This window comes from Arthrobacter sp. TRD_SC_6, assembly GCF_055361185.1.
Genome location: NZ_CM143953.1, coordinates 1,035,905 through 1,060,762 on the forward strand (window position 1 = coordinate 1,035,905; position 24,858 = coordinate 1,060,762).

At 64.4% G+C, this 24,858-nt stretch carries 30 protein-coding genes and 3 tRNA genes; 25 read left to right on the forward strand and 8 right to left on the reverse strand.

Annotation, left to right across the window (positions count from 1 at the left end; all coding sequences use genetic code 11):
- Positions 1-6 precede the first annotated feature (6 nt).
- The 6 genes from ACWA1U_RS05105 to ACWA1U_RS05130 are packed head-to-tail and all read left to right on the forward strand — an operon-like array spanning position 7 to position 3,545.
- Positions 7-357, forward strand: coding sequence for a thiamine-binding protein (locus tag ACWA1U_RS05105; RefSeq protein ID WP_463724263.1), 351 nt, complete (start codon positions 7-9; stop codon positions 355-357).
- Positions 354-998, forward strand: coding sequence for an O-methyltransferase (locus ACWA1U_RS05110; protein ID WP_463724264.1), 645 nt, complete (start codon positions 354-356; stop codon positions 996-998). Before ACWA1U_RS05105 ends, ACWA1U_RS05110 begins: the two co-directional genes overlap by 4 nt.
- Positions 970-1,494, forward strand: coding sequence for an N-acetyltransferase family protein (locus ACWA1U_RS05115; RefSeq protein ID WP_463724265.1), 525 nt, complete (start codon positions 970-972; stop codon positions 1,492-1,494). The genes ACWA1U_RS05110 and ACWA1U_RS05115 overlap by 29 nt, the downstream gene beginning before the upstream one ends.
- Before the next feature lie 33 nt (positions 1,495-1,527).
- Positions 1,528-2,037 (forward strand): N-acetyltransferase family protein, encoded by a 510-nt coding sequence (locus tag ACWA1U_RS05120; RefSeq protein ID WP_463724266.1) that lies wholly within the window; start codon positions 1,528-1,530, stop codon positions 2,035-2,037.
- Positions 2,038-2,871, forward strand: coding sequence for a spermidine synthase (locus ACWA1U_RS05125; RefSeq protein ID WP_463724267.1), 834 nt, complete (start codon positions 2,038-2,040; stop codon positions 2,869-2,871).
- A 41-nt stretch (positions 2,872-2,912) separates the two neighbouring features.
- Positions 2,913-3,545: a copper resistance CopC family protein gene (locus tag ACWA1U_RS05130; protein WP_463724268.1), complete on the forward strand. Its 633-nt coding sequence runs from the start codon at positions 2,913-2,915 to the stop codon at positions 3,543-3,545.
- 5 nt (positions 3,546-3,550) lie between these two features.
- On the opposite strand, the gene ACWA1U_RS05135 is transcribed toward ACWA1U_RS05130, so the two are convergent.
- Positions 3,551-4,234 carry an FAD-dependent monooxygenase gene (locus ACWA1U_RS05135; RefSeq protein ID WP_463724269.1) on the reverse strand — a complete coding sequence of 228 codons (684 nt, stop codon included), beginning with the start codon at positions 4,232-4,234 and terminating at the stop codon, positions 3,551-3,553.
- A gap of 262 nt (positions 4,235-4,496) precedes the next feature.
- Here ACWA1U_RS05135 and ACWA1U_RS05140 point away from each other — a divergent pair, with 262 nt between their 5' ends.
- Complete coding sequence (locus ACWA1U_RS05140; protein ID WP_463724270.1) at positions 4,497-5,519, forward strand: universal stress protein; 1,023 nt, start codon at positions 4,497-4,499, stop codon at positions 5,517-5,519.
- 78 nt (positions 5,520-5,597) lie between these two features.
- Here ACWA1U_RS05140 and ACWA1U_RS05145 read toward each other — a convergent pair whose 3' ends face one another.
- From ACWA1U_RS05145 to ACWA1U_RS05155, 3 genes are all read right to left on the reverse strand, one after another.
- Positions 5,598-7,094, reverse strand: coding sequence for a C40 family peptidase (locus ACWA1U_RS05145; RefSeq protein WP_463724271.1), 1,497 nt, complete (start codon positions 7,092-7,094; stop codon positions 5,598-5,600).
- 137 nt (positions 7,095-7,231) lie between these two features.
- Complete coding sequence (locus ACWA1U_RS05150) at positions 7,232-8,152, reverse strand: cation diffusion facilitator family transporter (protein ID WP_463724272.1); 921 nt, start codon at positions 8,150-8,152, stop codon at positions 7,232-7,234.
- 39 nt (positions 8,153-8,191) lie between these two features.
- Positions 8,192-8,551: a metallopeptidase family protein gene (locus ACWA1U_RS05155; protein WP_463724950.1), complete on the reverse strand. Its 360-nt coding sequence runs from the start codon at positions 8,549-8,551 to the stop codon at positions 8,192-8,194.
- 138 nt (positions 8,552-8,689) lie between these two features.
- Between ACWA1U_RS05155 and ACWA1U_RS05160 the strand changes: the two genes are divergently transcribed.
- From ACWA1U_RS05160 to ACWA1U_RS05185, 6 genes are all read left to right on the forward strand, one after another.
- Positions 8,690-8,762, forward strand: a tRNA-Glu gene (locus ACWA1U_RS05160).
- 66 nt (positions 8,763-8,828) lie between these two features.
- Positions 8,829-8,902 (forward strand) — tRNA-Asp (locus tag ACWA1U_RS05165).
- A gap of 56 nt (positions 8,903-8,958) precedes the next feature.
- A tRNA-Phe gene (locus ACWA1U_RS05170) sits at positions 8,959-9,034 on the forward strand.
- 162 nt (positions 9,035-9,196) lie between these two features.
- The gene (locus ACWA1U_RS05175) at positions 9,197-9,565 is read left to right on the forward strand and encodes a response regulator transcription factor (protein WP_463724273.1); all 369 of its coding nucleotides are present in this window, start codon (positions 9,197-9,199) and stop codon (positions 9,563-9,565) included.
- 19 nt (positions 9,566-9,584) lie between these two features.
- Positions 9,585-10,556, forward strand: a complete 972-nt coding sequence (locus ACWA1U_RS05180) for a HEAT repeat domain-containing protein (protein ID WP_463724274.1) — start codon at positions 9,585-9,587, stop codon at positions 10,554-10,556.
- A 6-nt stretch (positions 10,557-10,562) separates the two neighbouring features.
- Positions 10,563-12,011 (forward strand): glycosyltransferase family 2 protein, encoded by a 1,449-nt coding sequence (locus ACWA1U_RS05185; RefSeq protein WP_463724275.1) that lies wholly within the window; start codon positions 10,563-10,565, stop codon positions 12,009-12,011.
- Here the strand turns inward: ACWA1U_RS05185 and ACWA1U_RS05190 are convergent, their stop codons facing one another.
- A complete protein-coding gene (locus ACWA1U_RS05190; protein ID WP_463724276.1) occupies positions 12,012-12,320 on the reverse strand; it encodes a hypothetical protein in 309 nt (102 codons plus the stop codon). It abuts the gene before it with no gap.
- A gap of 11 nt (positions 12,321-12,331) precedes the next feature.
- Here ACWA1U_RS05190 and ACWA1U_RS05195 point away from each other — a divergent pair, with 11 nt between their 5' ends.
- From ACWA1U_RS05195 to ACWA1U_RS05220, 6 genes are all read left to right on the forward strand, one after another.
- Positions 12,332-12,847, forward strand: coding sequence for a hypothetical protein (locus tag ACWA1U_RS05195; protein WP_463724277.1), 516 nt, complete (start codon positions 12,332-12,334; stop codon positions 12,845-12,847).
- Between the two features lie 68 nt (positions 12,848-12,915).
- Entirely contained in the window at positions 12,916-13,380 is a 465-nt protein-coding gene (locus ACWA1U_RS05200; protein ID WP_463724278.1) for an Asp23/Gls24 family envelope stress response protein, read from the forward strand.
- A 9-nt stretch (positions 13,381-13,389) separates the two neighbouring features.
- On the forward strand, positions 13,390-13,581 hold the full coding sequence (locus tag ACWA1U_RS05205) for a DUF2273 domain-containing protein (protein WP_463724279.1): 192 nt from the start codon (positions 13,390-13,392) through the stop codon (positions 13,579-13,581).
- Positions 13,578-13,952 carry a hypothetical protein gene (locus tag ACWA1U_RS05210; RefSeq protein ID WP_463724280.1) on the forward strand — a complete coding sequence of 125 codons (375 nt, stop codon included), beginning with the start codon at positions 13,578-13,580 and terminating at the stop codon, positions 13,950-13,952. The genes ACWA1U_RS05205 and ACWA1U_RS05210 overlap by 4 nt, the downstream gene beginning before the upstream one ends.
- Positions 13,949-14,536 carry a DUF6286 domain-containing protein gene (locus ACWA1U_RS05215; RefSeq protein WP_463724281.1) on the forward strand — a complete coding sequence of 196 codons (588 nt, stop codon included), beginning with the start codon at positions 13,949-13,951 and terminating at the stop codon, positions 14,534-14,536. The genes ACWA1U_RS05210 and ACWA1U_RS05215 overlap by 4 nt, the downstream gene beginning before the upstream one ends.
- Positions 14,533-15,144 (forward strand): hypothetical protein, encoded by a 612-nt coding sequence (locus tag ACWA1U_RS05220; RefSeq protein WP_463724282.1) that lies wholly within the window; start codon positions 14,533-14,535, stop codon positions 15,142-15,144. The genes ACWA1U_RS05215 and ACWA1U_RS05220 overlap by 4 nt, the downstream gene beginning before the upstream one ends.
- Position 15,145: 1 nt before the next feature.
- Here ACWA1U_RS05220 and ACWA1U_RS05225 read toward each other — a convergent pair whose 3' ends face one another.
- The 3 genes from ACWA1U_RS05225 to ACWA1U_RS05235 are packed head-to-tail and all read right to left on the reverse strand — an operon-like array spanning position 15,146 to position 17,707.
- Positions 15,146-16,072 carry a polysaccharide deacetylase family protein gene (locus ACWA1U_RS05225; RefSeq protein ID WP_463724283.1) on the reverse strand — a complete coding sequence of 309 codons (927 nt, stop codon included), beginning with the start codon at positions 16,070-16,072 and terminating at the stop codon, positions 15,146-15,148.
- 10 nt (positions 16,073-16,082) lie between these two features.
- On the reverse strand, positions 16,083-16,814 hold the full coding sequence (locus tag ACWA1U_RS05230) for an SDR family NAD(P)-dependent oxidoreductase (RefSeq protein ID WP_463724951.1): 732 nt from the start codon (positions 16,812-16,814) through the stop codon (positions 16,083-16,085).
- Positions 16,815-16,849: 35 nt separating this feature from the next.
- A complete protein-coding gene (locus tag ACWA1U_RS05235; RefSeq protein WP_463724284.1) occupies positions 16,850-17,707 on the reverse strand; it encodes a fumarylacetoacetate hydrolase family protein in 858 nt (285 codons plus the stop codon).
- Positions 17,708-17,898: 191 nt separating this feature from the next.
- Here ACWA1U_RS05235 and ACWA1U_RS05240 point away from each other — a divergent pair, with 191 nt between their 5' ends.
- Genes ACWA1U_RS05240 through ACWA1U_RS05265 form a run of 6 tightly spaced genes read left to right on the forward strand, consistent with a single transcriptional unit; the run spans position 17,899 to position 24,694 of the window.
- Positions 17,899-19,218: an L-fuconate dehydratase gene (locus ACWA1U_RS05240; RefSeq protein WP_463724285.1), complete on the forward strand. Its 1,320-nt coding sequence runs from the start codon at positions 17,899-17,901 to the stop codon at positions 19,216-19,218.
- A 4-nt stretch (positions 19,219-19,222) separates the two neighbouring features.
- Positions 19,223-20,215: an aldo/keto reductase gene (locus ACWA1U_RS05245; protein WP_463724286.1), complete on the forward strand. Its 993-nt coding sequence runs from the start codon at positions 19,223-19,225 to the stop codon at positions 20,213-20,215.
- Positions 20,212-21,066 carry an amidohydrolase family protein gene (locus ACWA1U_RS05250; protein WP_463724287.1) on the forward strand — a complete coding sequence of 285 codons (855 nt, stop codon included), beginning with the start codon at positions 20,212-20,214 and terminating at the stop codon, positions 21,064-21,066. Before ACWA1U_RS05245 ends, ACWA1U_RS05250 begins: the two co-directional genes overlap by 4 nt.
- Positions 21,063-22,622 (forward strand): sugar ABC transporter ATP-binding protein, encoded by a 1,560-nt coding sequence (locus ACWA1U_RS05255; protein ID WP_463724288.1) that lies wholly within the window; start codon positions 21,063-21,065, stop codon positions 22,620-22,622. The genes ACWA1U_RS05250 and ACWA1U_RS05255 overlap by 4 nt, the downstream gene beginning before the upstream one ends.
- Positions 22,619-23,656, forward strand: coding sequence for an ABC transporter permease (locus tag ACWA1U_RS05260; RefSeq protein WP_463724289.1), 1,038 nt, complete (start codon positions 22,619-22,621; stop codon positions 23,654-23,656). The genes ACWA1U_RS05255 and ACWA1U_RS05260 overlap by 4 nt, the downstream gene beginning before the upstream one ends.
- 51 nt (positions 23,657-23,707) lie before the next feature.
- On the forward strand, positions 23,708-24,694 hold the full coding sequence (locus tag ACWA1U_RS05265; RefSeq protein ID WP_463724290.1) for a substrate-binding domain-containing protein: 987 nt from the start codon (positions 23,708-23,710) through the stop codon (positions 24,692-24,694).
- Positions 24,695-24,858: the final 164 nt, after the last annotated feature.

Sequence of the window (24,858 nt, forward strand, 5' to 3'; positions counted from 1 at the left end):
ACCAGCATGCTTGTAGCCTTCTCAGTAGCCCCGTCCGGAAGCCCCGACAGCAAGAGTGCCAGCCCTGAAAACGAGGACGGCTCAGTCCACGCCGCGGTTGCCGAAGCCGTGAAGATTGTGCGGGACTCAGGCCTGCCGAACTCGACCAGTTCCATGTTCACCGAGATTGAAGGTGACTGGGATGAGGTCATGGATGTGGTCAAGCGCGCCACCGAGGCCGTCGCCAAGTACGGGTCCCGCGTATCACTGGTGCTCAAGGCGGATATCCGGCCCGGCCGCACCGGTGAATTGACCGGCAAGGTCGAACGCCTGGAGCGCGCCATCGACGAGATGGATGAGTACCGGGGCCACTCGTGAGCAGTTGGTCGGAGGTTGACGGCTACCTGAACCAGACCGTTGTCCAGCCCGATGAACCGTTGCTCGCCGCCGTAGGGAACACCCGCGACGCCGGTATGCCAGCCATAGAGGTCACCGCCGGTCAGGGCAAGTTCCTCATGCTGCTGGCCCGTATCCAGGGTGCGAGGCGCGTACTGGAAATCGGTACGCTCGGCGGATTCAGCACCATTTGGCTGGCCCGCGGGATCGACGACGACGGCACCGTCGACACGTGCGAATTCGAACCGGCCCACGCCGACGTTGCCCGCCGCAACCTGGCGGCAGCCGGCGTCGGGCACAAGGTGACAGTGCACGTGGGCCCGGCCCTCGAAACGCTCCCCACACTGAGCGGCCCCTACGATCTCTTCTTCATCGACGCGGACAAGGTAAACAACCCCAACTACGTCGAGTGGGCCGTCAGGCTTTCACATCCGGGTTCGGTGATCGTGCTGGACAACGTGGTTCGCGGCGGGAGCGTGCTGGATCCAGACGGTGATGAACACGTACAGGGCACCCGCAAGGCGCTTGAGATCCTCGGTGCCCACCCGCGTCTTGACGCCACTGCGCTCCAGACCGTCGGCTCCAAAGACTGGGATGGATTTGCGCTCGCCGTCGTCAAATAGAACGCGCTACATCATCCGCCGGGCAACCGTCGAAGACGCTGAAACGTACGCGCGCACGCACATCGCCGCCCTGCACGAGACCTACGCGCACATCATGCCGCGCCAGTTCCACGACCATTACCGCGCTGACCTGCCCAACATCATCGAACGCCGCCGCTCGTCCCTGGCGAACGACCACGACGGCGCCAGCTGGCTCGCGTTCGACGCCTCCGGTGCGCCGGTGGGTCTCGCCTCCTCCGGCCCAGGCCGCGACAAGGACCGGCCGGACTTCGAGCTGCACCGGATCTATACCCTGGAATCCACCCACGGAACAGGTCTGGGACAGGAATTGCTGGACATCGCCGTCGGCGCTTCTCCCGCTTACCTGTGGATCCTCAATGACAATCCGCGGGCGGAGCGCTTCTACGGCCGCAACGGGTTTGTACCGGACGGCACCAGCATGCTGTGCGGGCCGGTCTGGCACCACAAGCCGATGTTCCGGATGCACCGGCTCTGAGTTGCGGAGCCCCGCCGGGATAGCATGAACGCCATGGTCACCATCCGCCCGCTCCGCATAGACGAGATCGAAGCCGCCCTCCGCATGAAAAACCAGGGCTGGCGCCAGGCTTACCGTGGGCGGCTCAGCGAAGAGATTCTCGGGAGCCTCGATGACAGTATCGAGGCGCAGGCCGAAGCCTGGCGGATGGGCTTTGACGCGACCGGCAACATCCCGTTCGTGGCGGTCGACGACGACGGCACAATCGTGGGCATCTCCGGTGGAGGCGAGGCGCGGGGCGAGAATCCGCCGGCCGAGACCGAGCTCTTCATGATCTATGTGCTCGAGGAGCACTACGGCACGGGGCTGGGCAAGGACCTCGCCGATGCTGCGATCGGCGATGCGGCAGCGCTGGTCTGGGTCCTGGACGGAAACGAACGCGCAATCTCCTTCTACCGGAAGCTTGGCTTCGAACCCGACGGTGCAACCGAGCAGCTCTCCGAGCGCTGGAACGGACTGCACGAAATCCGTCTGGTCCGCCCCGCCGTGCCGGTGCACCGGTAGGTGGGCCGTCAACGGGACCGTAAAGGTGCAGAACCGGAGTCCGGCCCCGTAGCAGGGGTGCACACCATCGACACCGGGACCTGCGAACTCGCTGCAGACCGGTTCAATCCCAACGGCTGGGTACTCCACATCAACGGAGTGCCGAGCTCCCACATCGACCTCAGTGATCCGGCCCGGCTGGACTTCGAGTACATGCGCTGGATCAGCTCGCTCACAACCTCGCAGTGGCCGCCGACGCACAGGTTACGGGCGCTCCATCTTGGCGGCGGTGCGTGTTCGCTGGCACGCAGCTTCGCGGCGTCGTTCCCGGACGCCCGGCAGGTCGTCGTCGAACTGGACGGCACGCTGGCTGCCCTCGTCCGCGAGTGGTTCGACCTGCCGCGTGCCCCGCTCCTACGGATCAGGGTGGGGGAGGCGCGGGAGGTTACGGAGTCCCTCACCGACAACAGCCGCGACCTCATCATCCGCGACGTTTTCGCGGGCAGCCGCACCCCGAAACCACTCACTACCCTCGAATTCGTGGAGCATGCCAAACGCGTACTCGGCGTCGATGGCGTCTACGTAGTCAACTGCGGCGACGCACCTGACCTCAAGATGGCCCGTCGTGAAGCCGCCACCATCTCATCGGCGTTCACCAACACCGTGATCATCGCGGACCCGGCCATGCTGAAGGGCCGGCGCTACGGGAACGTGATCATCGCGGGGTGCGACGCACCGATCGCGGAAGATCCAGGACTGGCCCGTGAACTGCTGGGCGGCGGCGTGCCAGCGCACCTTTGGCAGGCGGAACAGGTGACCCGCTTCATCAGCGGCGCCGCCGTCCTTCACGACTGACGGCCAGCGAGCTGTCAGTAACCGCCAGTACCCTTAGGACTATGAAGCCTGATTCCGTTGCCCTTTCTGCGACGCCCGGTGTCCGCCAGATCGCCCGCATCGCCGCGCTCCTCGCGGGTGTTCTCCTCATCGCGTTCAGCCTTGTCCTGGGTAGTGCGGGCGGAGCGTCGGCACATGACGAACTGTCGTCGTCGAACCCTGAACCAGGAGCCACACTCGAGCAGGTCCCGGAAGCCATCGAGCTGACCTTCAATAACGTTCCAGCGACCATCGGGTCTGAAGTTCAGGTGCTGGACGAGGCCGGCGAAGACTGGGCGGAGGGCGACGTATCCATCACTGACGCCGTCGCTTCCCAGACCATCCGGGCAGGAGCACCCGCAGGCAGCTACACGGTGAACTGGCGTGTGGTTTCGTCAGACTCGCATCCCATCGAGGGAACGTTCGAATTCACTGCCTCCGGCGGAGCGTCCGCTTCGGAGACGCCTGGCGCTTCGGCCGGTACGGCTGGGCCTATCGAGACGGGCGAGCCGGAGGCACTCGACCAGGAGCCGGCAGCTGATTCCGGCATGTCGTGGGGCGTGATCCTGATGATCGCGGTGCTTGTGGTGCTTGCCGTAGTGCTCGCGTTGGGCGCCCGCCGCCGGTTGAAGCAGGGAAATAACGACGCCGGATAGCTTAGCTAGGCGGTAATGGCCGGCCGCGCAGGAGCGCTGGGAAGTGCGGCTTTCAAGACCGCCGCTTTCACCGGCTGCACCGCGTGCGCCGCGGAAGCTCCGTGGGCAGAGATGGCATCGCTGATCACCTTGGCCTGACGGACAATCTCCCGGGTGGTCGGTGTGAGACTCTCCCCGACACCGATCAGGTAGAGGCCGATCGCGCGCAGGGCGCCTTTGAGGTCACGCCCGGCAGCGAGCCCGAGGGAGAGCACGAAGCGCCGTAGCTGGCTCTCCGGATACTTGGTGAGGACCACGTGGTCTGCGAGGAGCACTCCATTGCCGGTCTGGATAGCCCACTTCTTCGACCCAAGCACCGGTGCAGGCAGGAGGTTCGAGTAGCCAACCATGCACAGGCCTTCAGCAACTGTTTCCTGCCGGATGTCGAGCGCGTGGCTCGAAGCGTAGCAGCGCAGCAGGCGGAGCAGTTCGCTGCGCTCCGAGAGGGAAACTGAATCGGTCATGACAGTCCGCGAGGGGCCAGTGCTCAGGCATTCGGCACTCTCGACAACGATCGCCTGCACGCCCCGGCGACTGAGTTCGCTGGCCACTGCCAGGCCTGAAAGTCCGGAACCGATCACCACGGTGGTTGTCATCTCGGCGGCAGGTGGCAGCGCGGAATCAGGTGACGTGCTTGGCGTCGAAATCACGCAGGAACCTCCTGGACGAAGGAGAATTCCGCACGGCCCGGCGCCTCTTCCGGGCCGTGCGGAGGCTTGGCTGCGAACGGGTCAACCAAGCACACTCGAAAACAGGCGGCAGTCCCCGCTGGGAGACCATCCGCCCTGTAACGATTTCTCGAAGCCTATATAACTTTTCAGGCCGTGGATAGACCCGTACCGGAGAGTAGGCTACAAAGGACTGGACGGCTGAGCAACGATGCCGGAAGGTTCTACCGCAAGGAGGCGGGACATGGGTGGAGAGTATACGCCGGGCGCTGCCGGGCACTCTGTCAGGCACGGAATCGTGGTTGGTGTGGACGGGTCTGACCAGAGCTTGTGCGCCCTCGTGTGGGCCGCCAGGGAGGCTGAACGCCGTCGTACTCCTCTCCATGTGGTGACCGCCTACACGGTTCCGGTGTTCGCCGCCTCCAGCATGGACGCCGGATACGCAACCGTCGATGATTCAGTTGTCCGCGAAGGTGCACAGGCGGTGCTGGACCAGGCCGTGAGCAAGATCGCTTCCCACAACATCGACGTTCTCCCGAGGGTGGAGACCGGAGACGCGTCAGGGGTACTCCTTGAGCTGTCCGAGGACGCCGAACTGATGGTTGTCGGCTCGCGTGGACGGGGCGGTTTCGTGGGCCGCCTGCTCGGCTCGGTCAGCAGCGCCCTCCCTGCCCATTCGAAGTGCCCCACCGTCGTCGTACCTCTCTCGTGCGCTCCGCGGCTTGACGAGGCCGGTGTGCCCTCCCCGAAGACAAAGGGCGCACCATGTCCGCGCGCGGAAGATGTTGAGAAGGTCATCGTGGTCGGTGTTGACGGCTCGGAGCAGGCGCGCATGGCTTCCCTCGTAGGAGCTGAACAGGCACAGACCCGCGGAATACCCTTGCGGGTAGTCTGTTCCCTTCCGCCGTTCACAGGGTCGCTTGCGTGGATGCCAACACCCGTGGACCGGGAGGCGCTCCAGGCGGAGATCATGGAGCAGTTGGGCGCAGGCAAGGCCTGGCTGCAGAGCCATTTCCCTCAGGTGGAAATCTCGGTGGAGCTGCGCAACGGCCCTCCGGTGGAGGTGCTCATAGAGTCGTCGCGGACCGCTGAACTGGTGGTGCTCGGCACCCGCGGGCGCGGTGGTTTCGCGGGCATGCTGATGGGGTCAACCAGCCAGGGCGTCCTTCATCACGCGAAGGGTCCCGTGCTGGTTGTTCCGGACCGGGAGGATCCGCGTCTGCTGGATCGGGAGAAGTTCGGGCCGATGGTGGGTCCCACCGGCTGACGCTGGGTTCTAAGGGCTGAAGCACGTCCCGCCGACTGCTGACCGACCATCGGCCGCAACCGTGCCCCCGCTACAGGCTCAGAAGCGTGCTGCCATCGGGTTGAGCGCGCCCATTCCGCTCATGTTCGCGAGGTTGACCTCGAGGATTCCCTGCGACGGGTTAAGCGCGTTGACCACAGTGTTGTTGCCAACGTAGATGGCCACGTGCCAGATGCCTGCGCCTTCACCCCAGAAGACGAGGTCGCCGAACTGGGCCTGGGACAGCGGCACGTGGGTCCGCGCTGCGTAGAACTGCTGGGACGCGGTTCGTGGAAGCGAGATGCCCGCCGAGGCGAACGCCTGCTGCACGAGGCCGGAGCAGTCGTACCCGCGGGGTCCGTTGCCGCCCCAGGCGTAGTAGTAAGGAGCTCCGACGCGCGCCCGTGCATACTGGACGGCCGCGGCAACTCCACCCGGATTGGTGGTGGGCGGCGGCGGTGGGGCCGGCGCTGGAGGCGGCGTGGGCTGAGGTGCTGGCGGTGGCGTAGGTTGCGGGGCAGGCGGCTGGGGTGCCGGTGCTGGTGCAGGTGGCCGCGGTGCGGGTGCCGGCGTCGTCGGGCGCGGTGCCGGAGCCGGCCGATCCACCGCCGGGGGCGCTGGAGCGGGTGCGGGTGCGGGTGCGGGTGCCGGAGCTGGAGGCGCGGGTTGCGGAGCGGGAACGCCAGGATTCGCCGCCGGTGCAGGCACCAGTGAGGGAGCTGGCGGAGCCGGGTCTCCACCGCTTGGCGCCGCTCCCGCTGCTTCGCTTGAAGCTGCCAGTATGCGCGCCAATTCCTCTTCGCGGCGTTGCTGCTCGAGTCCGGCGACGCGTTCTTCCTCAAGCGCCGCCGTCGTATTCCGCAGCTGAGCCAGCTGCTGTACCAGGGTGGCGCGCTCGGCCTGCTTCTGCTCAACAAGGTCGGCGGCGGAGGCCATGGCGGCCTCGGTGGCCTTACCGGCCTGCTCGGCGTCTTCCGCGGCGTCGGCAGCGGCCTTCTCCGCTTCGGCGGCATATGCCCTGAGTGATTCAAGTGATCGTGCTGCCGTCTCGGCGTCGTTGACGGTCCGGGTGCGGGAAGCAGCGAGCCCCTCAACGGTGGACGCCTGGTACATGATGCTGCCCGGGTCTTCCGCGAAGGCGAACAGGCTCATGTCGCGCATGATTCCACCGGCACGGTAAATATCGCCTGCCAGCTGGCCAACTTCAATCGACGCGGCGGCATAAGATTCTGCGGCACGCTCAGCCTCGGCCTTGAAGCGGTTCGCTGTCGCGCGGCGTTCATCGAGTTCGGCCAGCGCATCCACGTAGGCGCCCTGGAACTGCATCGCCTCGACCTGGGCTTCCTGGAGCTGGGCGGCGGCGTCTTCAAGGAGGCCCTCGATATCTCCGACAAGAGAAGCGGCGTCGGCCTCGCTGCGTTCTGCGGCCTTGACCTCGGAGGCTGTCGGCAATTCATCAGCCGACGCGGGAGCCGAGGTGAGGCTGACCGTCAGGAGAGACGCTGCGAGCACGGTGGACATTGTGGAGACGAAACGTTTCGGCTGGGTGTGCAGCATGACTCAATCCTCGGATGGTTACCAAACAGTCACGAGGATATGGCCCCGAATGTCACTTTGGCAACATTCGTCACACGAGTACCATAAACAACACTGGTGTCATTTCGCCCCATCCTTCACGGCGTGTCGGCGAATTGTCAGGCGTGCTGGTGATTTTCGTGCGTTGCGTGCTCCAGCGGTTCGAGTTGGAAAGTGCAGTGCTCGGTATCGAAATGGTTACTGAGGCAGTGCGTCAGCCGGTCGAGCATCTTGTCCACGCCTTCCGCGTTGAGCGCCTCTGAATCGACCACCACGTGCGCGGAAAACACGGGTACGCCGGAGGTGATGGTCCAGGCGTGGATGTCATGGGCGTCCACCACTCCATCGACGCTGAGGATATGCTCGCGGATCATTGCCGGGTCAACACCCTTGGGGGCAGCCTCCAGCAGTACGTTGATCACGTCGCGCAGCAGGCTCCACGCCCTTGGGATGATCATCGCCGCGATCGCGATGGAGGCGATGGCGTCAGCCTGCTGGTATCCGGTGAATGCAATGACAATGGCCGCAATGATCACGGCAATCGAACCGAGCAGGTCGCCGAGGACTTCCAGGTAAGCTCCTCGGATGTTCAGGCTTTCCTTATGGCCGCCGTGCAGGATGAGCAGGCACGCGAGATTGGCCAGGGCGCCCAGTATCGCCGCAACCAGCATGATGTCGGTCCGCACGTCAGATACCTCACCGAAGCGCCGGATAGCCTCAATTCCGATAACGACGGCGATGACCATGAGCAGCAACGCATTCGCAAGGGCTGCGAGAACCTCGGCCCGCTGGTACCCGTAGGTGCTGCGGACAGTTGCGGGACGGGTGGCGATCCAGGCAGCCAGCAGTGCGATGAAGACGCCCGCGGCGTCGGAGAGCATGTGCCCCGCGTCAGCCAGGAGGGCCAGCGAGCCCGAGAGTACGGCGCCGATAACCTGCACGACGACGACGGCAAGGGTGATTGATACGACCAGCACCAGTTTCCGGCGGTGCTTTCCGGTAGCCGTGACGGGATGCGGCCCGTGGGAGTGTGCGCTCATACATCAAGTATGAACAGTCCGCCGGGAGGTGGAACCTGCCTATCCCCAGCCGAGTTCATGAAGCCGATCATCGTCGATGCCGAAGTGGTGTGCCACCTCGTGGACCACGGTCACCAGGATTTCCTGGACCAGTTCCTCACGGGAATCGCAGAGCCTGAGAAGCGGCTGCCGGAAGATGCTGATGCGGTCCGGCAGTGACCCGGCCTCCCACCACGAATCCCGTTCGGTCAGCGGGGTGCCCTCGTAGAGTCCGAGCAACTCGGTTTCGGGGTCTTCACCGGGGGCTGGTTCGTACTCTTCCTTCACGAAAATTGCCACGTTGCTCATGGCCCGCGCCAGCCTGTCGGGGATCTGGTCGATGGCGTCATCCACCGCCGATTCGAAGTCCGAGAGGCTCATCTCAATAGGCACGCAAGAACTCTAACCCGTGCATTCAGAGCGCCTTTGGTGGGCCTGCCCGACATTTGGTGGAATCGTTCGCGAGGCCCTATAGTTTTAGAGGTCCACAACGAGGAGTAAATCGCTTGTGTGGTCCTGGCCCCCATCGTCTAGCGGCCTAGGACACCGCCCTTTCACGGCGGCGGCACGGGTTCGAATCCCGTTGGGGGTACGCAGGAGTAGCGGTCCAAAGCACGGAAACGGTGCTGGTAGGATGAAACTCTTGCAAAAATCGCAAGGCCCTGTAGCGCAGTTGGTTAGCGCGCCGCCCTGTCACGGCGGAGGTCGCGGGTTCAAGTCCCGTCAGGGTCGCTCAGGCGGCCGGAGAAATCCGAGCGTCAACGGTGATCATCGCAAGATGGTCGCAAGGCTCTGTAGCTCAGTTGGTAGAGCGTTCGACTGAAAATCGAAAGGTCACCGGATCGACGCCGGTCGGAGCCACCACTGAAAGCCCTCGGGAAACCGGGGGCTTTTTGCTTGCCCGCAACTTCATCTGAGGACGTGTAGCGTCCTCCGCGGCCCGCTCCGAATCGATGCATCCCGCCGTCGTCTACGCTTAGGGCAACATGGAGCTAGATGTAACGAGCATGCATGAAGGGGCTGTACATGCCACATAAAATCCTGGTGGTCGACGACGACGCCGACATCCGCGACCTGGTCTCAACCAAGCTTGAATCAAGCGGCTACGAGGTGGAGACGGCCGGTGATGGTGTGGCCGGTTTCGAGCTCGCGTCCAACAACGCGTACGACCTCGTGATTTCCGACGTCATGATGCCCGGCATGTCAGGCGTGGACATGGTCCGGATGATGCGCGCCGCCGAGCCACCCATTTCCGTACCGGTGATCCTCCTGACGGCCAAGAACCAGGAACGCGACATCGAAAGCGGCTTCGCTGCGGGCATCACCGACTACGTGGTCAAGCCTTTCAGCCCAAGGGAGCTGGCGGCAAGGGTCGCCGGCATCCTCTCGCGCTGAACCCGGAGCTAGGACAATCGTGCTGGTTTCTTGGGATGTCCTCGCTATTGCCATGATTTCACTGGCGGCGGCGTGCATAGCGGCGCTAGCCTCCGTCGTCGTTATTAAAGCAGTGCGCCATAGGCGCGAGCGTCGCCGCACTGTGTTCGACGCCGCGATCCGCAAACAGGTGGTTTCCCTTGCCGTTGCGGAGGACGAAGATCTGGACGCACTCGTCAGCGAGCTCGCCGCTACCTCGGGTGCCGTCGGCACGCACGTCGAGGCGACCCTCCTGCGCATGATCCCCGAGGTGCGCGGCGAGGTTCGGGAGGCGATGGTGAGGGTGCTCGACGAACGCGGGCTCCTGCAGAAGTCGCTTGCCCAGATCAGCTCATCGAGCGCCATCAAGCGCGCCGGCGCCGCGGAACTCCTCGGAATCCTTGGGGGCGCGGAGGTTGTCAGGCCGCTCACCCGCGCGCTCACCGACAAAAGCGTCGAAGTGCGCCTGGTCGCCGCACGTGCACTGGGTGTCGCTGCGCGCCCCGAGGCCAGCGGGCACCTCGTCGACGCCCTCGCGCTCAACAGCGGCATCCCGCACTCGGTTGCTGCGAACGCTTTGCTCAGCATGCCTGAACAGGACCCCGCCGTGTTCATCGAGGGTCTTCGGGACCCCGATCCCGGCATCCGGTACGGATCAGCCGCCGTGGTGGGTTTGCTGATGATGTCCGAAGCGGCGCAGGCCCTCCATGACTGCCTGGTCCTCGAGCCGCAGCGCGGGGACGCGTCCGACGTCGTCATCGCGGCCAGCGCACGTTCGCTGGGCAGGCTGGGCCACAAGCCTGCAACGCAGGTGCTCGCCGACCTGGCCAGCTCGCCGGATGCCTCCGCATCCGTCCGCCAGGCCGCGGGCGTTGCCCTGAAAATGATGCCCGGTGTGGAAGCGCGGGAGGTCCGGCAACAGGTGCTGCTGCGGGTCGATGCCGATGTCCGGCGAATACTGGTGGATGGATAGGGAGCCATGGAAGCCTTCATCGAAGGGCTGAGGAATGTAGTCGAGTGGATCTTCCAGGTCACCGCCTACCCCGTCCTGGCCTACTTCCTCGTGATCAATACGTCCTTGCTGTTGCTCATCCTGCTGGCCAGTGTGAACTTTTCCTCACACCTTCGCCGGCAAGCCTTCGCGGGGGAACGTTCCACCGCGGCGTCCCCGCTCAGCCCCGGAATCTCTGTGCTCATGCCCGCGTACAACGAGGGGGCGGTGATCGCCACGTCCGTCCGCTCGGTCCTTGACCTGCGCTACCCGGATCACGAGGTGGTGATCGTCAATGACGGCAGCACGGACGAGACTCTGCAGACCCTGATCGATGTGTATGACCTTGTTAAAGACCCGCGTGAGGTCCTCATCAAGGTGCCCGTCCGCGGAAAAGTACGGGGCGTCTACCGTTCGCGCAGCGCAGCACTGCCGATCGTGGTGATCGACAAGGAGAACTCAGGCCGCTCTGATTCCTTGAATATGGGGCTCAACGCGGCTTCCAAGGACCTCGTCGTGATGGTCGATGCTGACAGCCTGCTTGATCCGGACTCGCTCCTGGTGGTGTCCAAGCCTTTCACCGACGACCCCGAGCGGGTCATCGCTACCGGCGGCGTCGTGCGTGTGGCGAATGGCTGCGAGGTGGTCGCCGGACGCGTGGTGGACGTGAAGATGCCGCGCAACTACTTCGCCCGCATCCAGATCGTCGAGTATCTCCGCTCCTTCCTGCTGGGACGTGCAGGCTGGTCGCAGCTGAACTCGCTCATCCTGATCTCCGGTGCGTTCGGAATGTTCCGCCGTGACCTGATCCTTGAGGCCGGCGGACTGGACCCTGACTGCATCGGCGAAGATTTCGAGCTGGTGATGCGACTGCACCGCAAGATGCGCCAGGAGAAGAGGAAGTACCGCGTCATCTTCATTGCCGAGCCGGTCTGCTGGACGGAAGTGCCGTCCACAGCCGCCGTGCTCGCGCGTCAGCGCCGCCGCTGGCACCGCGGGCTCTGGGAGGTGCTGACCAAGTACAAGGGGATGACGTTCAATCCCCGCTATGGCTCGGTGGGAATGGTGGCGCTGCCCTATTACTGGATTTTCGAGCTCGTCGCGCCTGCAATCGAGATCTTCGGCATCATCATCGTCCCGCTCGGTCTGCTGCTCGGAGTGGTGAACGTGCCTTACGCGCTGGCGTTCGTGGCGGTTGCCTACCTCTACGCAATTTTCGTCTCCCTGATGGCCCTGCTCGTGGAGGAGGCGTCCTTCCACCGCTACAACCGTTGGAGGGACCTCGGGGTAGCGCTGCTGGTGTCAGTGCAGGAGAACATCGGGTACCGGCAGCTCACAGCACTCTGGCGCATGCAGGGTTGGTGGGCAGCACTGCGCGGAAAGAAGCAGGTCTGGGGCACCATGACGCGAACCGGGTTCGAGAGCGCAAAGAAGTAGTTATCCGTAGCCGCCTGTTGCCGACGCTGGTTGGCTTTCGACGCCGAACCGCACCCGGACGGTCAGCCCGCCTCCCGGAGTCCCATCAAGTTCAAGGTGCCCGCCGTGGGCCTGCTCGGCGCGTTCTTCCACCTCGGCACGCATGGTCCCACTTCTCACGCCGACGGCGATCAGGGCGCTGTCGTTTACGCCAGCCGGCCAAAGACTTGCCAGTGGCGGGAGAAGACTGGCGGTGCGGGCCGTTAACACGTATCGGGTACCCGGTACGGGGTGCCAGGTCATGAGGAGCCAGCAAGTTGGGAGGGTCACCAGGAGTGAGAGTGCCGCTCGCGTTAACCAGTGCATGTCTCCTGGCGCTCGCCATGTCCTCCTGTGCCGGGACGCAGGACAGCACACCGGTTGCAACACTCGATGCCCCGGATTCCCAGCCCGAAGCGACCCCCACCCTGGAGGCCGCACCACCGCAGGAGCGGCTCGCGCCCTCGGAATCGGCGACCCCGGAGATCGCGCCCTCGGAGGCAGCGCCGTCGAGCGTGTCTGCGGAAGCGCTCATGGAGGACTGCGTGGTGGTGGCCGCCGGGGTTTCCTCCGTGCTGCTTGCTCCGCTCAGTTTCATCGGCGAGGACGACCGCGAAACGATGTCGAGTCTCAACGAACAGTTGCAGAGCCTTGAGGCCAAGGTTCCGGTGGAGTTGCAGCCCCACTTCATCCGCATCGCCGACGCCGCCGAGTCCGGTGCCCCCGGCTCGGGCCACTTCGACGAGCCGGCTTTCCGTACCGCCCTTGAGCCGGTTCAGCAGTGGCTCCAGGACCACTGTGGTGAGCCTGTCCAGTGATCGTTGCGACGCTGCCAAAGGCTCAACAGAAGGGTTAGGCTGGGCAGGAGCGAAAGGACGTCTTGCACATGGATAAAGAACAACCAACCCAGCCGGCAACAGTTCCTTCACCAACCTCTTTCACCGTGTCTCCCCAGCTGGAGTCCCCGAGGGGAAAAACCACCATCTCCGATACTGCGGTTGCGAAGGTAGCCGCGATCGCCGCCCGAAAGGTGCCGGGCGTGTATTCCCTCGGCAGCGGATCCGGGCGTGCGCTGGGAGCGCTTCGCGACGTCGTCGGCGCCAGCGACCTCGCGCAGGGAGTCCATGTCGAGGTCGGCGAAGTCCAGGTCGCCGTAGACGTGAACCTGGTGGCGGAGTATGGCCACCCGCTGACCAACGTCGCTGACCAGGTGCGGGCCGCCGTCTTTACCAACGTGGGTGAGCTCGTCGGCCTGCAGGTTATCGAAGTCAATGTGGAGATCAATGACGTCCATGTGCCCGGGCTCAATGACCCGAAGAGCACCGAAAAGCCGCGCCCGGCGGCGAGCTAAGGAGACACCATGAACCTCACTGTCGTCGGAATCCTCATCGGTACGGTGCTGGCTTTCGCCGCACTGATCTTCAACTTCTGGGGGTTCCTGCTGGTCGCGCTGTTCATGGCGATCGGTGCGTTCGTGGGCCGGGTGGCTGAGGGCAAGCTGGACCTGCGCAGTGTCCGCGATGCCCTGGCCGGACGCCGCTCCTCCTCGTGACTGCTTCCCAACACGTGCCGGGCCGGCTCGCCGGGCACAACCGCATCAGCACCCAGGCCCTGACCAGCACCGCGCGCGCCGTCGCCGCTGACGTCCTGAATGTTCCCGCCCGGGACGTCCGGGCCAGTTGGTCCGACGACGCCGGCATGCTGGCTTTGCATCTTGCGTTACCGATCAGCCTCCCGTCCCTGCACCGTGTCGTCGCTGACCCCGGAGCCGTGGACACCCTGGGCGGGTCCGTGAGCGCGCGGGTGCACCGCGCCAAGGACGAAATACTGCGGCGGGTCACCGAGTTGAGCGGGTCCGGTCTCAGCAGGGTGGACATCCGCGTCACGGGTGCCCGCCTGTCGGAGAGCGGCCGCGCCAAATGAACGAAGAACAATCGCGGATTACTTCAAAGGTGGTCGCCAGGGAACTGCACTCTTCCCGTGCGGTGCCTTCCGCGGTAGTAGCGGCGATCGTCATCCTGGTGTGCTTCTACGTGATGCTTGAGGCCGCGCTGATTGCCCTGGGGCAGGACCCCTGGCTCGTTGGGCCTGAGGGTGTGGCGGCGTGGATCGGATCGCTCCCCGGGAGCATTGCGCCGTCGCTGCTGGGCGCTGCTGGAGCGCTGCTTTTCCTGATCGGGCTCATTTTCTTTCTCAGCGCGGTGTTGCCGGGTCGCAAGGCGAGGCTGAGCATTCCCAACGAGCGCGCCGCCGTCGTTGTCGATTCCGAGGTGCTGGCTTCCTCTCTTGCCCGCCGCGCACGGTTGGCGGTGGGAGTTACGCCGGACCAGGTGCTGGTCACCATCGGGCGGCGCGTGGTCGAGGTGCAGGTGCGCCCGACGTCGGGCATCCCAGTGGATGAGCAGGCTGTGCAATCGGCTGTGGAGGACGAGTTGCGCCGTACCGCCGTCGAGCCTGTGCCGGCAGTGCGTGTGGCCATCGCGCCGTCGGGGGTGATTGGTCAGTGAACCAGACACCCCGCACAGTGAACCGGATTCTCCTTGCCCTTTTCGGGCTGATCCTGATGGCTATCGGCGCGTTTGCGGCCGCCCTCACCATTCCGGCGGTGGCACGCTGGTGGGCCGGCGCTTCCGCAGGGCTCGGCCAGACGATTGGGGACGCGCTCGACGCAACCACCCTTGAGGGCCAACGGGACAGCTGGCTGTGGCTTGCGCTTGCGCTCCTGATGGTGCTGGTGATCATCCTGATGCTCACCTGGGTAAGCAACCAGGGCAAGGGGCGTTCAGGCACCCTGTCTTACGACGGCGGCTCCGAAGACAGCGCCCCCGGCAACATCACCATCAACAGTGCAGTGGCCGAGCAGGCACTCAAAGCGGCGCTGGCAGAGCGGGTGGACCTGGTGAATTCCAGTGTCACCACGTGGGAGTTCAAGGGGCAGCCTGCACTCAAGATCCGCGTGTTCCCGCGCCAGGGAGTAGCTCCCTACGTGGTGACCGAGGAGGTATCCGCCCTCGTGAAGGCGCTGGACGCCACGCTTGGTACGCAGACGCCGGTGCTGATCAGTATCAGCTCCGGCGCCAGGACAAGGTTCACCCGGGCCGAACGGGTGCGTTAGCTCAGGCGGCAGTCGCCTCACTGAGCGTAAGCAGAGGTACGCCGGCGTCCTTGAGGCTGACCAATGCTTCTGAGAGTCCGGCACCTGTAGCTGCGGCGGGCTGGTTACCGTGGGCGATGATGATGTCTCCGGGCACCGCACGGCTGACTTCCTGCGTGACAACGTTGGCGGGAAAGGTGGCGCCGCCGTCGCCGTTGATCGTGAAGCCGACCGGGATCATGCCGAGATCCCGGCATACCGACGCGGCGACGTCGTCGATGTGGGCTGTTCCTGACCGGAAAAAGCGCGGCCATTTCCCGGTCAGTTCTTCGAGTTTGCGGGCGTTGAACACGATTTCGTCGTACACCTGTGCCAGCCCGCCGGTTCCGGCCAGTCCGTAAGCGCTCAACCCCGTGACGCTCAGGGGAACGTGGCTGGTTCCATGGTTGGCAAGCTCAAAGAGCGGATCCTCGGCGAGTTCCCTGGCGACCATTGGGTTCGCGTCGATCCAGCGTGCGTTGAGGAACAGTGTGGCTGGCAGTCTCTGCGTTCTGAGGGCGTCGAGGATTGAACGGTCAGTTCCGGACCCACTTGGTCCACCGCAGTAGTCGAGCGTCAGCGCGGCGCCGCTGGTGGAGGGGAGCCGGCTCATCACCCCCGGCACGTCAAGCCCCCAGTGCGAGGGCATCGTTCCCGAGTATGCCCGCAGAATGTCCTCCCGTGTGGGAAGGGACGGCGCCGATGGACTCGGAGCAGCAGTGGGGGAGACAGATGGTGTGGGTGGTTCAGGCGTTTGCGTCGGTGCAGTCTGTGTGCGCAGGGGCGGGCTTGGTTCTGGTTTCCCGAGCGGACTCGGGGGCGTACAACCGGCCAGGGCAAGACCGACGGCGCTCAGTAGGAGCGCACGACGGTGCAGCTGAGCGTCCTTTTCCGCGAACCAGGGTGCCACTCTCGGAACTCTACGCGGGGCGCAGCCTCAGCTCCTGCATTCCGCCGTCCACGGCTATGGCCGTTCCGGTGGTGGAGCCCGACGACGGTGACGCCAGGTAGGCGACCGCGCCCGCCACCTCGTCCGCCGAAACCAGGCGCCCGTGCGGTTGCCGCGCCTCAAGGGCCGCACGCTCCGCCGCCGGGTCCGGTGCGGAATCGAGCAGGCGTGCAACCCAAGGGGTGTCGGCGGTGCCGGGGTTCACGGCGTTGACGCGGATGCCCTCACGCAGATGGTCAGCCGCCATGGCGCGGGTCAGAGACAGCACCGCACCCTTGGTGGCCGTGTACAGCGCGCGCTGGGGGAGCCCTGCCGTGGCGGCGATGGATGAAGTGTTGACGATGGCGGCCGCCGGCGAGTTCCGCAGATGCGGCAGGGCAGCGCGGCTCACACGGACCAGGCCAACCACGTTGATGTCCCACACGCGGTGCCATTCGTCGTCGTCGTTGGTCTCAACCGACCCCTGAGCGCCGATGCCGGCGTTGTTCACCACGATGTCCAGGCGTCCGTACTTGGCGCTCACCTGCTCGACGGCGGCACGTACCGATGCGTCGTCGGCGATGTCGCACCGGACGCCCTCTACTCCGTCGGGCGCAGACTCGGGCTGCAGGTCGAACGCAGCGACGCTCGCGCCAGCCGCGTGGAGCCGCGTCGCGATGGCCGCGCCGATGCCCGATGCGCCGCCGGTGACGATTGCCACCATGCCTTCGAGTTCACGCTGTACGGGGAACAGGTGCGTCACCGGGTTTCCTTCCTAAAGAATTCCTGCCGCTGACGGCCGAGGCCGTCAATCTCGAGTTCGACGACGTCGCCGGGCTGGATATAGGGGAAGCGCCCCGACAGGGCAACGCCCTCCGGTGTGCCGGTGAGGATCACGTCTCCCGGCTCAAGCACCATGTACTGGCTGATGTGATGCACCACCGTTGCGCAATCGAAGATGAGATCTGATGTCTTCGAATCCTGGCGCGGCTCGCCATTCACCCAGCTGCGTAACCGCAGGTTGCCTGCGTCGATCTCGTCGGCGGGTACCAGCCAGGGGCCCAGCGGCGTCGAGGCGGGCAGTGACTTGCCCTTGGTCCACTGCCCGGCGTCACCTGGAATCTGGTACTCGCGCTCGGATAGATCATTGGCCAGCACGAACCCCGCGATGGCAGCAGCGCCTTCCTCCGGGGAGGACAGGTAGCTGGCCTCCCGTCCGATGACGATGCCGAGCTCCACCTCCCAGTCGTACTTCTCCGCTACCGGCGGGATGGGTGCAGCGTCATACGGACCGGCGACAGTGTTGGATGGCTTGAAGAAAATCACCGGGCGGATAGGCGGAGCTGCGCCGGATTCAGCGGCGTGGGCCGCGTAATTCATCCCCACGCAGACGACGGCAGCTGGCCGCGCGACAGGTGGGCCAACCCGCAGGGCGTCAGCCCCCTCCAGGACGGGAAGCTTGCCGGCTTCCAGGGCAGCCCGCGCTGCTGCGACGCCGTCGTCGGCGAGGAACGCACCGTTGATGTCTGCTGTGATGCCGCGGAGGTCATAGGTGGTTCCGCCGTCGTTGACCGCCGGTATCTCCGAGCCTCGTTCTCCCAATCGCAGGAAGTACATGGAAAGCCTTTCTCGCCTGAAAACACTGGGTGGATCTGAATACCGTGGGCGTGCCGTGTGGACGCTCCGTGATGAAACGATAGCGCAAAATGTAGTCATTGACACACAGACATCTGATGTTTATTCTCGAAGAAGTCAGACCAATCCGGTTGAGGCCTTGGGGCCGCAATGAAGCACCAGGAGCCACGGCATTGAGCACCATCACAGCAGTCGAGACGTTCGACGTCCGCTTTCCCACTTCGAAACACCTCGACGGTTCCGATGCAATGAACTTGGACCCGGACTACTCCGCGGCCTACCTCCGAATTGTCACTGACGCCGGTGACGGGCACGAGGGCCACGGGTTCGTGTTCACCATCGGGCGCGGCAATGACGTGGAAGCTGCGGCCATCGACGCCCTCAAAGGTCACGTGATTGGGCGCAATACCGAAGAGTTGCTCGGTGACATGGGCGCCACCTGGAAGCTGTTCGTCCACGATTCACAGCTCCGCTGGCTCGGCCCGGAGAAGGGCGTCATGCACATGGCCATCGGCGCCGTCGTCAACGCGCTGTGGGACCTCAAGGCCAAGCGCGCCGGCCTGCCGTTGTGGCAGCTGCTCGGACGGATGACACCCGAGGAACTCGTTGACCTGGTGGATTTCCGGTACCTGACCGACGCCATCACCCGTGAGGAGGCCCTGAGCATCCTGCGCAAGGCTGAGCCCGGGCGCAAGCAGCGCGAGGAAGAACTGCTCGCCAGTGGCTACCCTGCCTACACCACCACTCCAGGCTGGCTGGGTTATTCGGATGAGAAGCTCGCCCGGCTGTGCCGCGAGGCAGTTGAAGAAGGTTTTCCCCAGATTAAGCTCAAGGTGGGCGGCGACGTTGAGGATGACCGCCGTCGTCTCCGCATTGCCCGTGAAACCGTGGGACCGAACATCTTGATTGCTGTCGACGCCAACCAGCGCTGGGACGTGGCCGAGGCCATCAGCTGGATGAAGCAGCTCGCCGAGTTCGATGTCGCCTGGATCGAAGAGCCCACCAGCCCTGACGATGTGTTGGGCCACGCGGCGATTGCACGGGGCGTAGCACCCATCCCCGTTGCTACCGGAGAGCACGTTCAGAACCGCGTGATCTTCAAGCAGATGCTGCAGGCTGACGCCCTCCAGGTCCTCCAGATCGACGCAGCGCGCGTGGCCGGCGTGAACGAGAATATCGCAATCCTGCTGATGGCCGCCAAGTTCAACGTTCCCGTCTGCCCGCATGCAGGCGGAGTTGGCCTGTGCGAAGCCGTGCAGCACCTCTCGATGTTCGACTTCGTCGCCGTCTCCGGCACCCTTGACCGCCGGATGATCGAGTTCGTTGACCACCTTCACGAGCACTTCATCACCCCGATCGATGTTCGCCAGGGACGCTACTGGCCTCCGCTCGATCCGGGCGCGGGTGCCGAGATGCACATGGCATCGCTGCAGGAGTACTCGTTCCCGAACGGTCCGGCGTGGTTGCCGGAAGTCGTAGCAGCGGCTGGCTGACAATATGTCCTTCGACCACTCACGGACCGCGTCCGGACTGCCTTTCGGGCACTTGGGTTTCGGCAGGTTGGGTTTCGGCGCGGCCGGAATCGGCAACCTCTTCCGAAACGTGTCCGACGACGACGCCCGGGCCACGCTTCAGGCTGCCTGGGACGGCGGTATCCGCTACTTCGACACGGCGCCGCACTACGGGCTGGGCCTCTCCGAGCGCCGGGTCGGGGAATTCCTCCGGGACCAGCCCCGGGACGAATTCCTGGTATCGACCAAAGTAGGCCGCCTGCTGCGCCCCAACCCGGACTTCAACGGCCAGTCAGACGAAGATGGCTTCAAGGTGCCCGCCAGCACCAAGCGCGTGTGGGCGCCGGACGAGTCCGGGATCCGCGCGAGCCTCGAGGAGTCACTGGAGCGGATGGGGCTGGACAGCGTCGACATCCTGTACCTGCACGATCCCGATGTATACAACCTCGAAGACGGCATCACCCAGGCACTTCCCGCGTTGGAGAAGCTGCGCACCGAGGGCCTGGCCAAGGCAATTGGAGTCGGTGCCAATTCGGCAGACGCCCTGCTCGCGTGCGTGCAGCGTGCAGACCTTGACCTCATCATGCTTGCCGGGCGCTACACGCTCCTGGAGCAGCCCGCGCTGGTGGACCTGTTGCCTGCGTGCGCTGACCGGGGAGTTGGCGTGGTGAACGTCGGCGTCTTCAATTCCGGCCTCCTCGCTTCCTCGACCATCCGCGAGGATGCCCACTACAACTACGCCCCTGCGCCGCAGCACATCCTTGATCGCGCGCGGCGTCTGGCTGCCGTGTGTGGAAAGTACGACGTCGAACTGCCGGCTGCCGCCATCCAGTACAGCCTGCGGCACCCTGCCGTGGAAACAGTGGTGGTGGGTGCGCGCACTGCGGCGCAGATCACGCAGAACCTGGCGCACATGGACTCGAGTCTTCCCGCTGGGCTGTGGGACGAACTCGCCGCGGAAGGGCTGGTGCCGGCATGAGCCGCACAGTCGATTCCCACCTCCACCTTTGGGACCTCACCGAAGGCGGCTACGGCTGGTTGACCCCAGACCTCGGCCCGCTCTACCGCAGCTTCACAGCGGAGGAAGCGCGTGCCGAACTGGACGGCGCAGGCGTCGGTGACGCAATCCTCGTGCAGGCGAACGACACCGCAGCGGACACCCGGTTCATGCTTCGGCAGGCTGCGGCACACAGCTGGATTGCCGGCGTCGTCGGCTGGGTTCCGCTCGATGAACCCGAGGCTGCAGAGCAGGCGCTTGCCGGGTACGCGCAGGAGCCGGCGTTCGTCGGGGTGCGCCATCTGGTGCATGACGATCCCAGGGATGATTTCCTGTCCCTGCCCGAAGTCCGCTCCTCGCTGGGACTGCTTGCAGCGGCGGGCCTGCCCTTCGACATTCCGAACGCATTCCCCAGGCATCTCGTGGAGACGGCGGAGCTGGCGCGGGCACTTCCCGGGCTCACCGTGGTGCTCGACCACCTCGGCAAACCGCCCCGCGGGGATGCGGAGGCCTTTGCCCTGTGGAGCGCTCAGCTCAAGCAACTGGCGGAGCTGCCGAACGTGTCAGCCAAGGTCTCCGGACTCGCAGTGGCTGGCCAGCCCCTGACCGTTGAGGCACTCCAGCCGGTGTGGGACCTGGCGCTCGCAACCTTCGGCCCGGACCGCTTGATGTACGGCGGAGACTGGCCGGTATCCATTCTGGGCGGCTCCTATCAGGAAACCAGCGGGGTTAACGCTCAACTTGCCGAGCAGCTCTCACCCGACGAGCATGCGGCGGTCATGGCAGGAACAGCGACGGCTGTCTACCTGAATAACGGACGGAGGAACCGATGACGGTTCACAAGGACGAACACGCAACTGAACTGCTGCGGATGAGCGGTGTCACCAAGACCTTCCCTGGTGTGAAGGCACTCTCGGACATGCACCTCGACCTGCGGCATGGTGAGGTGCTGGCGCTCGTCGGCGAGAACGGTGCCGGCAAGTCCACCCTGATGAAGCTGCTCTCCGGTATCCACATGCCCGATGTTGGAACCTTCGAGATCGATGGCGAGCGCGCGCACATCAGCGGGCCCAAGGACGCCCAGGACCTGGGCATCAGCATCATCCACCAGGAATTCAACCTGATGCGGCATCTAACCGTCGCCCAGAACATTTACATCGGGCGGGAGCCCAAGAAGGGCCCGTTCCTCAGCGAGCGCGCGCTCAACCGCCAGACCGCCGAGCTGTTCGACCGCATCAACATCGACCTCACCCCGACCCAGATTGTTGGAGACCTCACCGTCGCGAAGCAGCAGATGGTTGAGATCGCCAAAGCGCTGTCGATGAACTCGCGGATCCTCATCATGGATGAGCCCACCGCAGCGCTCAATGACGTCGAGGTGCAGACGCTGCACCAGCTCATCCGCGGGTTCATCAATCAGGAGACCGGCGTCATCTACATCTCGCACCGAATGGATGAACTGAAGCAGATCTCGCAGCGGATCACGGTGATCCGCGACGGGGAGTACGTTGACACCGTCGATACGGCGGAGACCACCATGCGGGAGGTCATTTCGCTCATGGTGGGCAGGCATGTCACCACGGATCTGCGTCCAGAGGGAGCACCCGAGGACGCCGAGCCGGTCCTCGCAGTCCGCAACCTCAGTACCAAGGAGCTTCTGAAGGATGTTTCCTTCGAACTGAGACGGGGCGAAATCCTCGGCTTTGCAGGGCTGATGGGAGCAGGCCGCACAGAAGTTGCGCGTGCGATCGTCGGAGCGGACGCCTCTACCGGTGAGGTGGAGGTGCACGGGCAGCGCGTCTCCATTGGTAACCCGTCAGACGCCGCGAAGCTGGGCATCGGGTACCTCTCCGAGGACCGCAAGCACCTGGGCCTGATGCTTGGGCGGACGGTCAACGACAACATCGCGATAACCACCCTGGGCAACCACACCCGGGGCGGCCTGCTGAAGGACCGTGCGCTGCAGCAGTCCTCACGCGCGATGGTTGAAAAACTGCGCATCAAGACCCCGTCCATCTACCAGGAAGCGAAGAACCTTTCCGGTGGAAACCAGCAGAAGATCGTCATCGCAAAGTGGCTCGCGAAGGACTGCGACATCCTTATTTTCGATGAGCCCACCAGGGGCATCGACGTCGGTGCGAAAGACGAAATCTACAACCTGCTCAACGAACTCGCGACGACGGGTAAGTCGATCATCATGATTTCCTCTGAGTTGCCCGAGGTGTTGCGGATGTCTCACCGCATCGCTGTCATGAGCGAAGGGCGGCTCACCGGAGTGCTGAGCAATGCTGACGCTACCCAGGAAAAGATCATGGAGCTGGCTACGCACCATGAAAGCTCCCTGCACCCGCTAGACCAGTCCACAAACAATGAGGTTTCCATCCCATGAGCACCACCAAGACCGAACGGCCAAGGAACCAGGCGAAGCCAAGTACCGCATCAGGGCCCGGCGGCAGTGACTGGCAGGTCAGGATGCGTGCCTCACTGCAACAACTGCTTGCCTTCGGCAGCCTGATTGCCCTCGTGATCGCCTTCGGGATCATGAACCCGCGCTTCCTGACCGCAGCGAACCTCTCCGACATCCTCCTCTCCACGGTGGTGATCGGCCTGCTGGCCCTGGGAGCTACGTTCGTGATCATCACGGGAGGAATTGACCTCTCCGTGGGTACCGGCATGGCGCTCTGTTCGGTGATGGCGGGCGTGTTCCTTACCTATATGGGTCTGCCGCTCATCGTTGGCGTCATCGGGGCAGTGCTGACCGGCGTGCTGATCGGTGCGGTCAACGGGTTCCTGATCTCCTACCTCCGGATCCCGTCCTTCATCGCGACACTGGCGATGATGCTGGTAGCCGGTGGTCTGGCACTGGTCATCTCTGGCACCAGCCCCATCTACTTCAACGAAACCCGGGGCTTCAGCAACCTCGCCCTCGGCAAGTCGATTCCCGGCCTGATCATCCCAAACGCCGTCTTCATCTTCTTCGCGGCCGCAATCATCGCCGGACTGGTGATGAGCAAGACCCTCCTCGGCCGCTACACCTACTCCATCGGCAGCAACGAGGAAGCCACTGCGCTCTCGGGCATCAACGTCCAGAAGTGGAAGATGTGGGTCTACATGGCGGCCGGCGCATTCACCGGACTTGCCGGCGTCGTCATCGCTTCCCGCCTCAGCTCGGCGCAGCCGGGCCAGGGAATGGGCTACGAACTCCAGGCGATTGCCGCCGTCGTCATCGGCGGTACCTCGCTCCAGGGAGGAAAAGGCTCGATCGTCGGCACTGTGATCGGCGCCCTGATCATGTCAGTGCTGACCAACGGCCTCCGGGTGATCTCCGTACCGCAGGAGTGGCAGGACGTGGCAATCGGCGCGGTGATTCTCATCGCGGTCTACCTCGACATGCTGCGCCGTAAAGACAAGACCTCCAGATAAAAGGCTTTCGAAACACAAGAATCGTCCGCATTAATAACAAGGGAGTTACAGATGTTCCGTAAGAAATTCTTTGCGCTCGGCGGGGTCGCCCTGCTCGCGGCGTCAGTCGCCGCGTGTGACACCTCCGCCACCTCAGGTGGAGACGGCGGGGGTACAACCGACGACGGCGAGACCTACGTCGCGATCGTCTCGAAGGGTTTCCAACACCAGTTCTGGCAGTCCGTGAAGGAAGGCGCCGAGCAGGCCGCCGAGGAATTCGACGTCCGGATCACCTTCGAGGGCCCCGACACAGAAGCTGACGTCGACCAGCAGATCCAGATGCTGAATACCGCTCTCGGCGCCGGCCCGGATGCGATTGCGCTTGCCGCCCTGGACAGCCAGGCCGCAGGTCCGCTGTTGGAGCAGGCGCAGGAGGCTGATGTTCCGGTCATCGCGTTCGACTCTGGCGTTGAAAGTGACATTCCCGTCACCACAGCTTCGACCGACAACAAGGCTGCTGCTGCCGAAGCCGCAAAGCACATGGTTGAACTCGTGGGAGAAACCGGGAAGATCGCGATCGTTGCCCACGACCAGACCTCACTGTCCGCGACCGACCGTCGCGACGGTTTCGTCGAGTACATCGAGGAGAACGCACCGGGCCTTGAGATCGTGGACATCCAGTACGCCGGCGGTGACCAGCTCGCTTCGACCGACGCTGCCAAGGCAATCCTCGCGGCCCACCCGGACCTCGATGGAATGTACGGAACCAACGAAGGATCGGCCATTGGTGTGGTGAACGCCGTGAACGAGCTCGGTATCGCGGGTGAGCTCACCGTGATCGGCTTCGACTCCGGCAAGGCTCAGCTGGATGCCGTCCGCAGCGGCGTCATGGCCGGCGCAGTCACGCAGAACCCTGTTGGCATTGGCTACGAGACCGTCAAGGCCGCCGTCGCCGCAATCAACGGCGAGGAGCTCGAGGACGTTATCGACACCGGCTTCTACTGGTATGACGCCGAGAACATCGACTCTGACGAGATCAAGGCGAACATCTACGAGTAAAGTTCCACAACGAAAGAGCCCGCGAGGGCGAGGGAAGCCTCGCCCTCCCTGCGTGTGGTGGTGACTGATGCTGAGGGCGAGGAGATCCACCGGCAGGAGCTCAGCCTTACCCCGGCTGCTGTTCACCCCGAAGGCGAGTGTTGTGACGGTGTTACAACTGAAAC

Bases quoted from the DNA above. Each gene is read 5' to 3' on its own strand.
- ACWA1U_RS05145 (WP_463724271.1), bottom strand. From the start codon at position 7,094: ATGCTGCACACCCAGCCGAAACGTTTCGTCTCCACAATGTCCACCGTG.
- ACWA1U_RS05155 (WP_463724950.1), bottom strand. From the start codon at position 8,551: ATGAGCCTCTCGGACTTCGAATCGGCGGTGGATGACGCCATCGACCAG.
- ACWA1U_RS05255 (WP_463724288.1), top strand. From the start codon at position 21,063: ATGACGGTTCACAAGGACGAACACGCAACTGAACTGCTGCGGATGAGC.
- ACWA1U_RS05120 (WP_463724266.1), top strand. From the start codon at position 1,528: ATGGTCACCATCCGCCCGCTCCGCATAGACGAGATCGAAGCCGCCCTC.
- ACWA1U_RS05150 (WP_463724272.1), bottom strand. From the start codon at position 8,152: ATGAGCGCACACTCCCACGGGCCGCATCCCGTCACGGCTACCGGAAAG.
- ACWA1U_RS05260 (WP_463724289.1), top strand. From the start codon at position 22,619: ATGAGCACCACCAAGACCGAACGGCCAAGGAACCAGGCGAAGCCAAGT.
- ACWA1U_RS05105 (WP_463724263.1), top strand. From the start codon at position 7: ATGCTTGTAGCCTTCTCAGTAGCCCCGTCCGGAAGCCCCGACAGCAAG.
- ACWA1U_RS05230 (WP_463724951.1), bottom strand. From the start codon at position 16,814: ATGGTGGCAATCGTCACCGGCGGCGCATCGGGCATCGGCGCGGCCATC.
- ACWA1U_RS05200 (WP_463724278.1), top strand. From the start codon at position 12,916: ATGGATAAAGAACAACCAACCCAGCCGGCAACAGTTCCTTCACCAACC.
- ACWA1U_RS05185 (WP_463724275.1), top strand. From the start codon at position 10,563: ATGGAAGCCTTCATCGAAGGGCTGAGGAATGTAGTCGAGTGGATCTTC.
- ACWA1U_RS05115 (WP_463724265.1), top strand. From the start codon at position 970: ATGGATTTGCGCTCGCCGTCGTCAAATAGAACGCGCTACATCATCCGC.
- ACWA1U_RS05175 (WP_463724273.1), top strand. From the start codon at position 9,197: ATGCCACATAAAATCCTGGTGGTCGACGACGACGCCGACATCCGCGAC.
- ACWA1U_RS05205 (WP_463724279.1), top strand. From the start codon at position 13,390: ATGAACCTCACTGTCGTCGGAATCCTCATCGGTACGGTGCTGGCTTTC.
- ACWA1U_RS05235 (WP_463724284.1), bottom strand. From the start codon at position 17,707: ATGTACTTCCTGCGATTGGGAGAACGAGGCTCGGAGATACCGGCGGTC.
- ACWA1U_RS05245 (WP_463724286.1), top strand. From the start codon at position 19,223: ATGTCCTTCGACCACTCACGGACCGCGTCCGGACTGCCTTTCGGGCAC.
- ACWA1U_RS05130 (WP_463724268.1), top strand. From the start codon at position 2,913: ATGAAGCCTGATTCCGTTGCCCTTTCTGCGACGCCCGGTGTCCGCCAG.
- ACWA1U_RS05140 (WP_463724270.1), top strand. From the start codon at position 4,497: ATGGGTGGAGAGTATACGCCGGGCGCTGCCGGGCACTCTGTCAGGCAC.
- ACWA1U_RS05250 (WP_463724287.1), top strand. From the start codon at position 20,212: ATGAGCCGCACAGTCGATTCCCACCTCCACCTTTGGGACCTCACCGAA.
- ACWA1U_RS05215 (WP_463724281.1), top strand. From the start codon at position 13,949: ATGAACGAAGAACAATCGCGGATTACTTCAAAGGTGGTCGCCAGGGAA.
- ACWA1U_RS05265 (WP_463724290.1), top strand. From the start codon at position 23,708: ATGTTCCGTAAGAAATTCTTTGCGCTCGGCGGGGTCGCCCTGCTCGCG.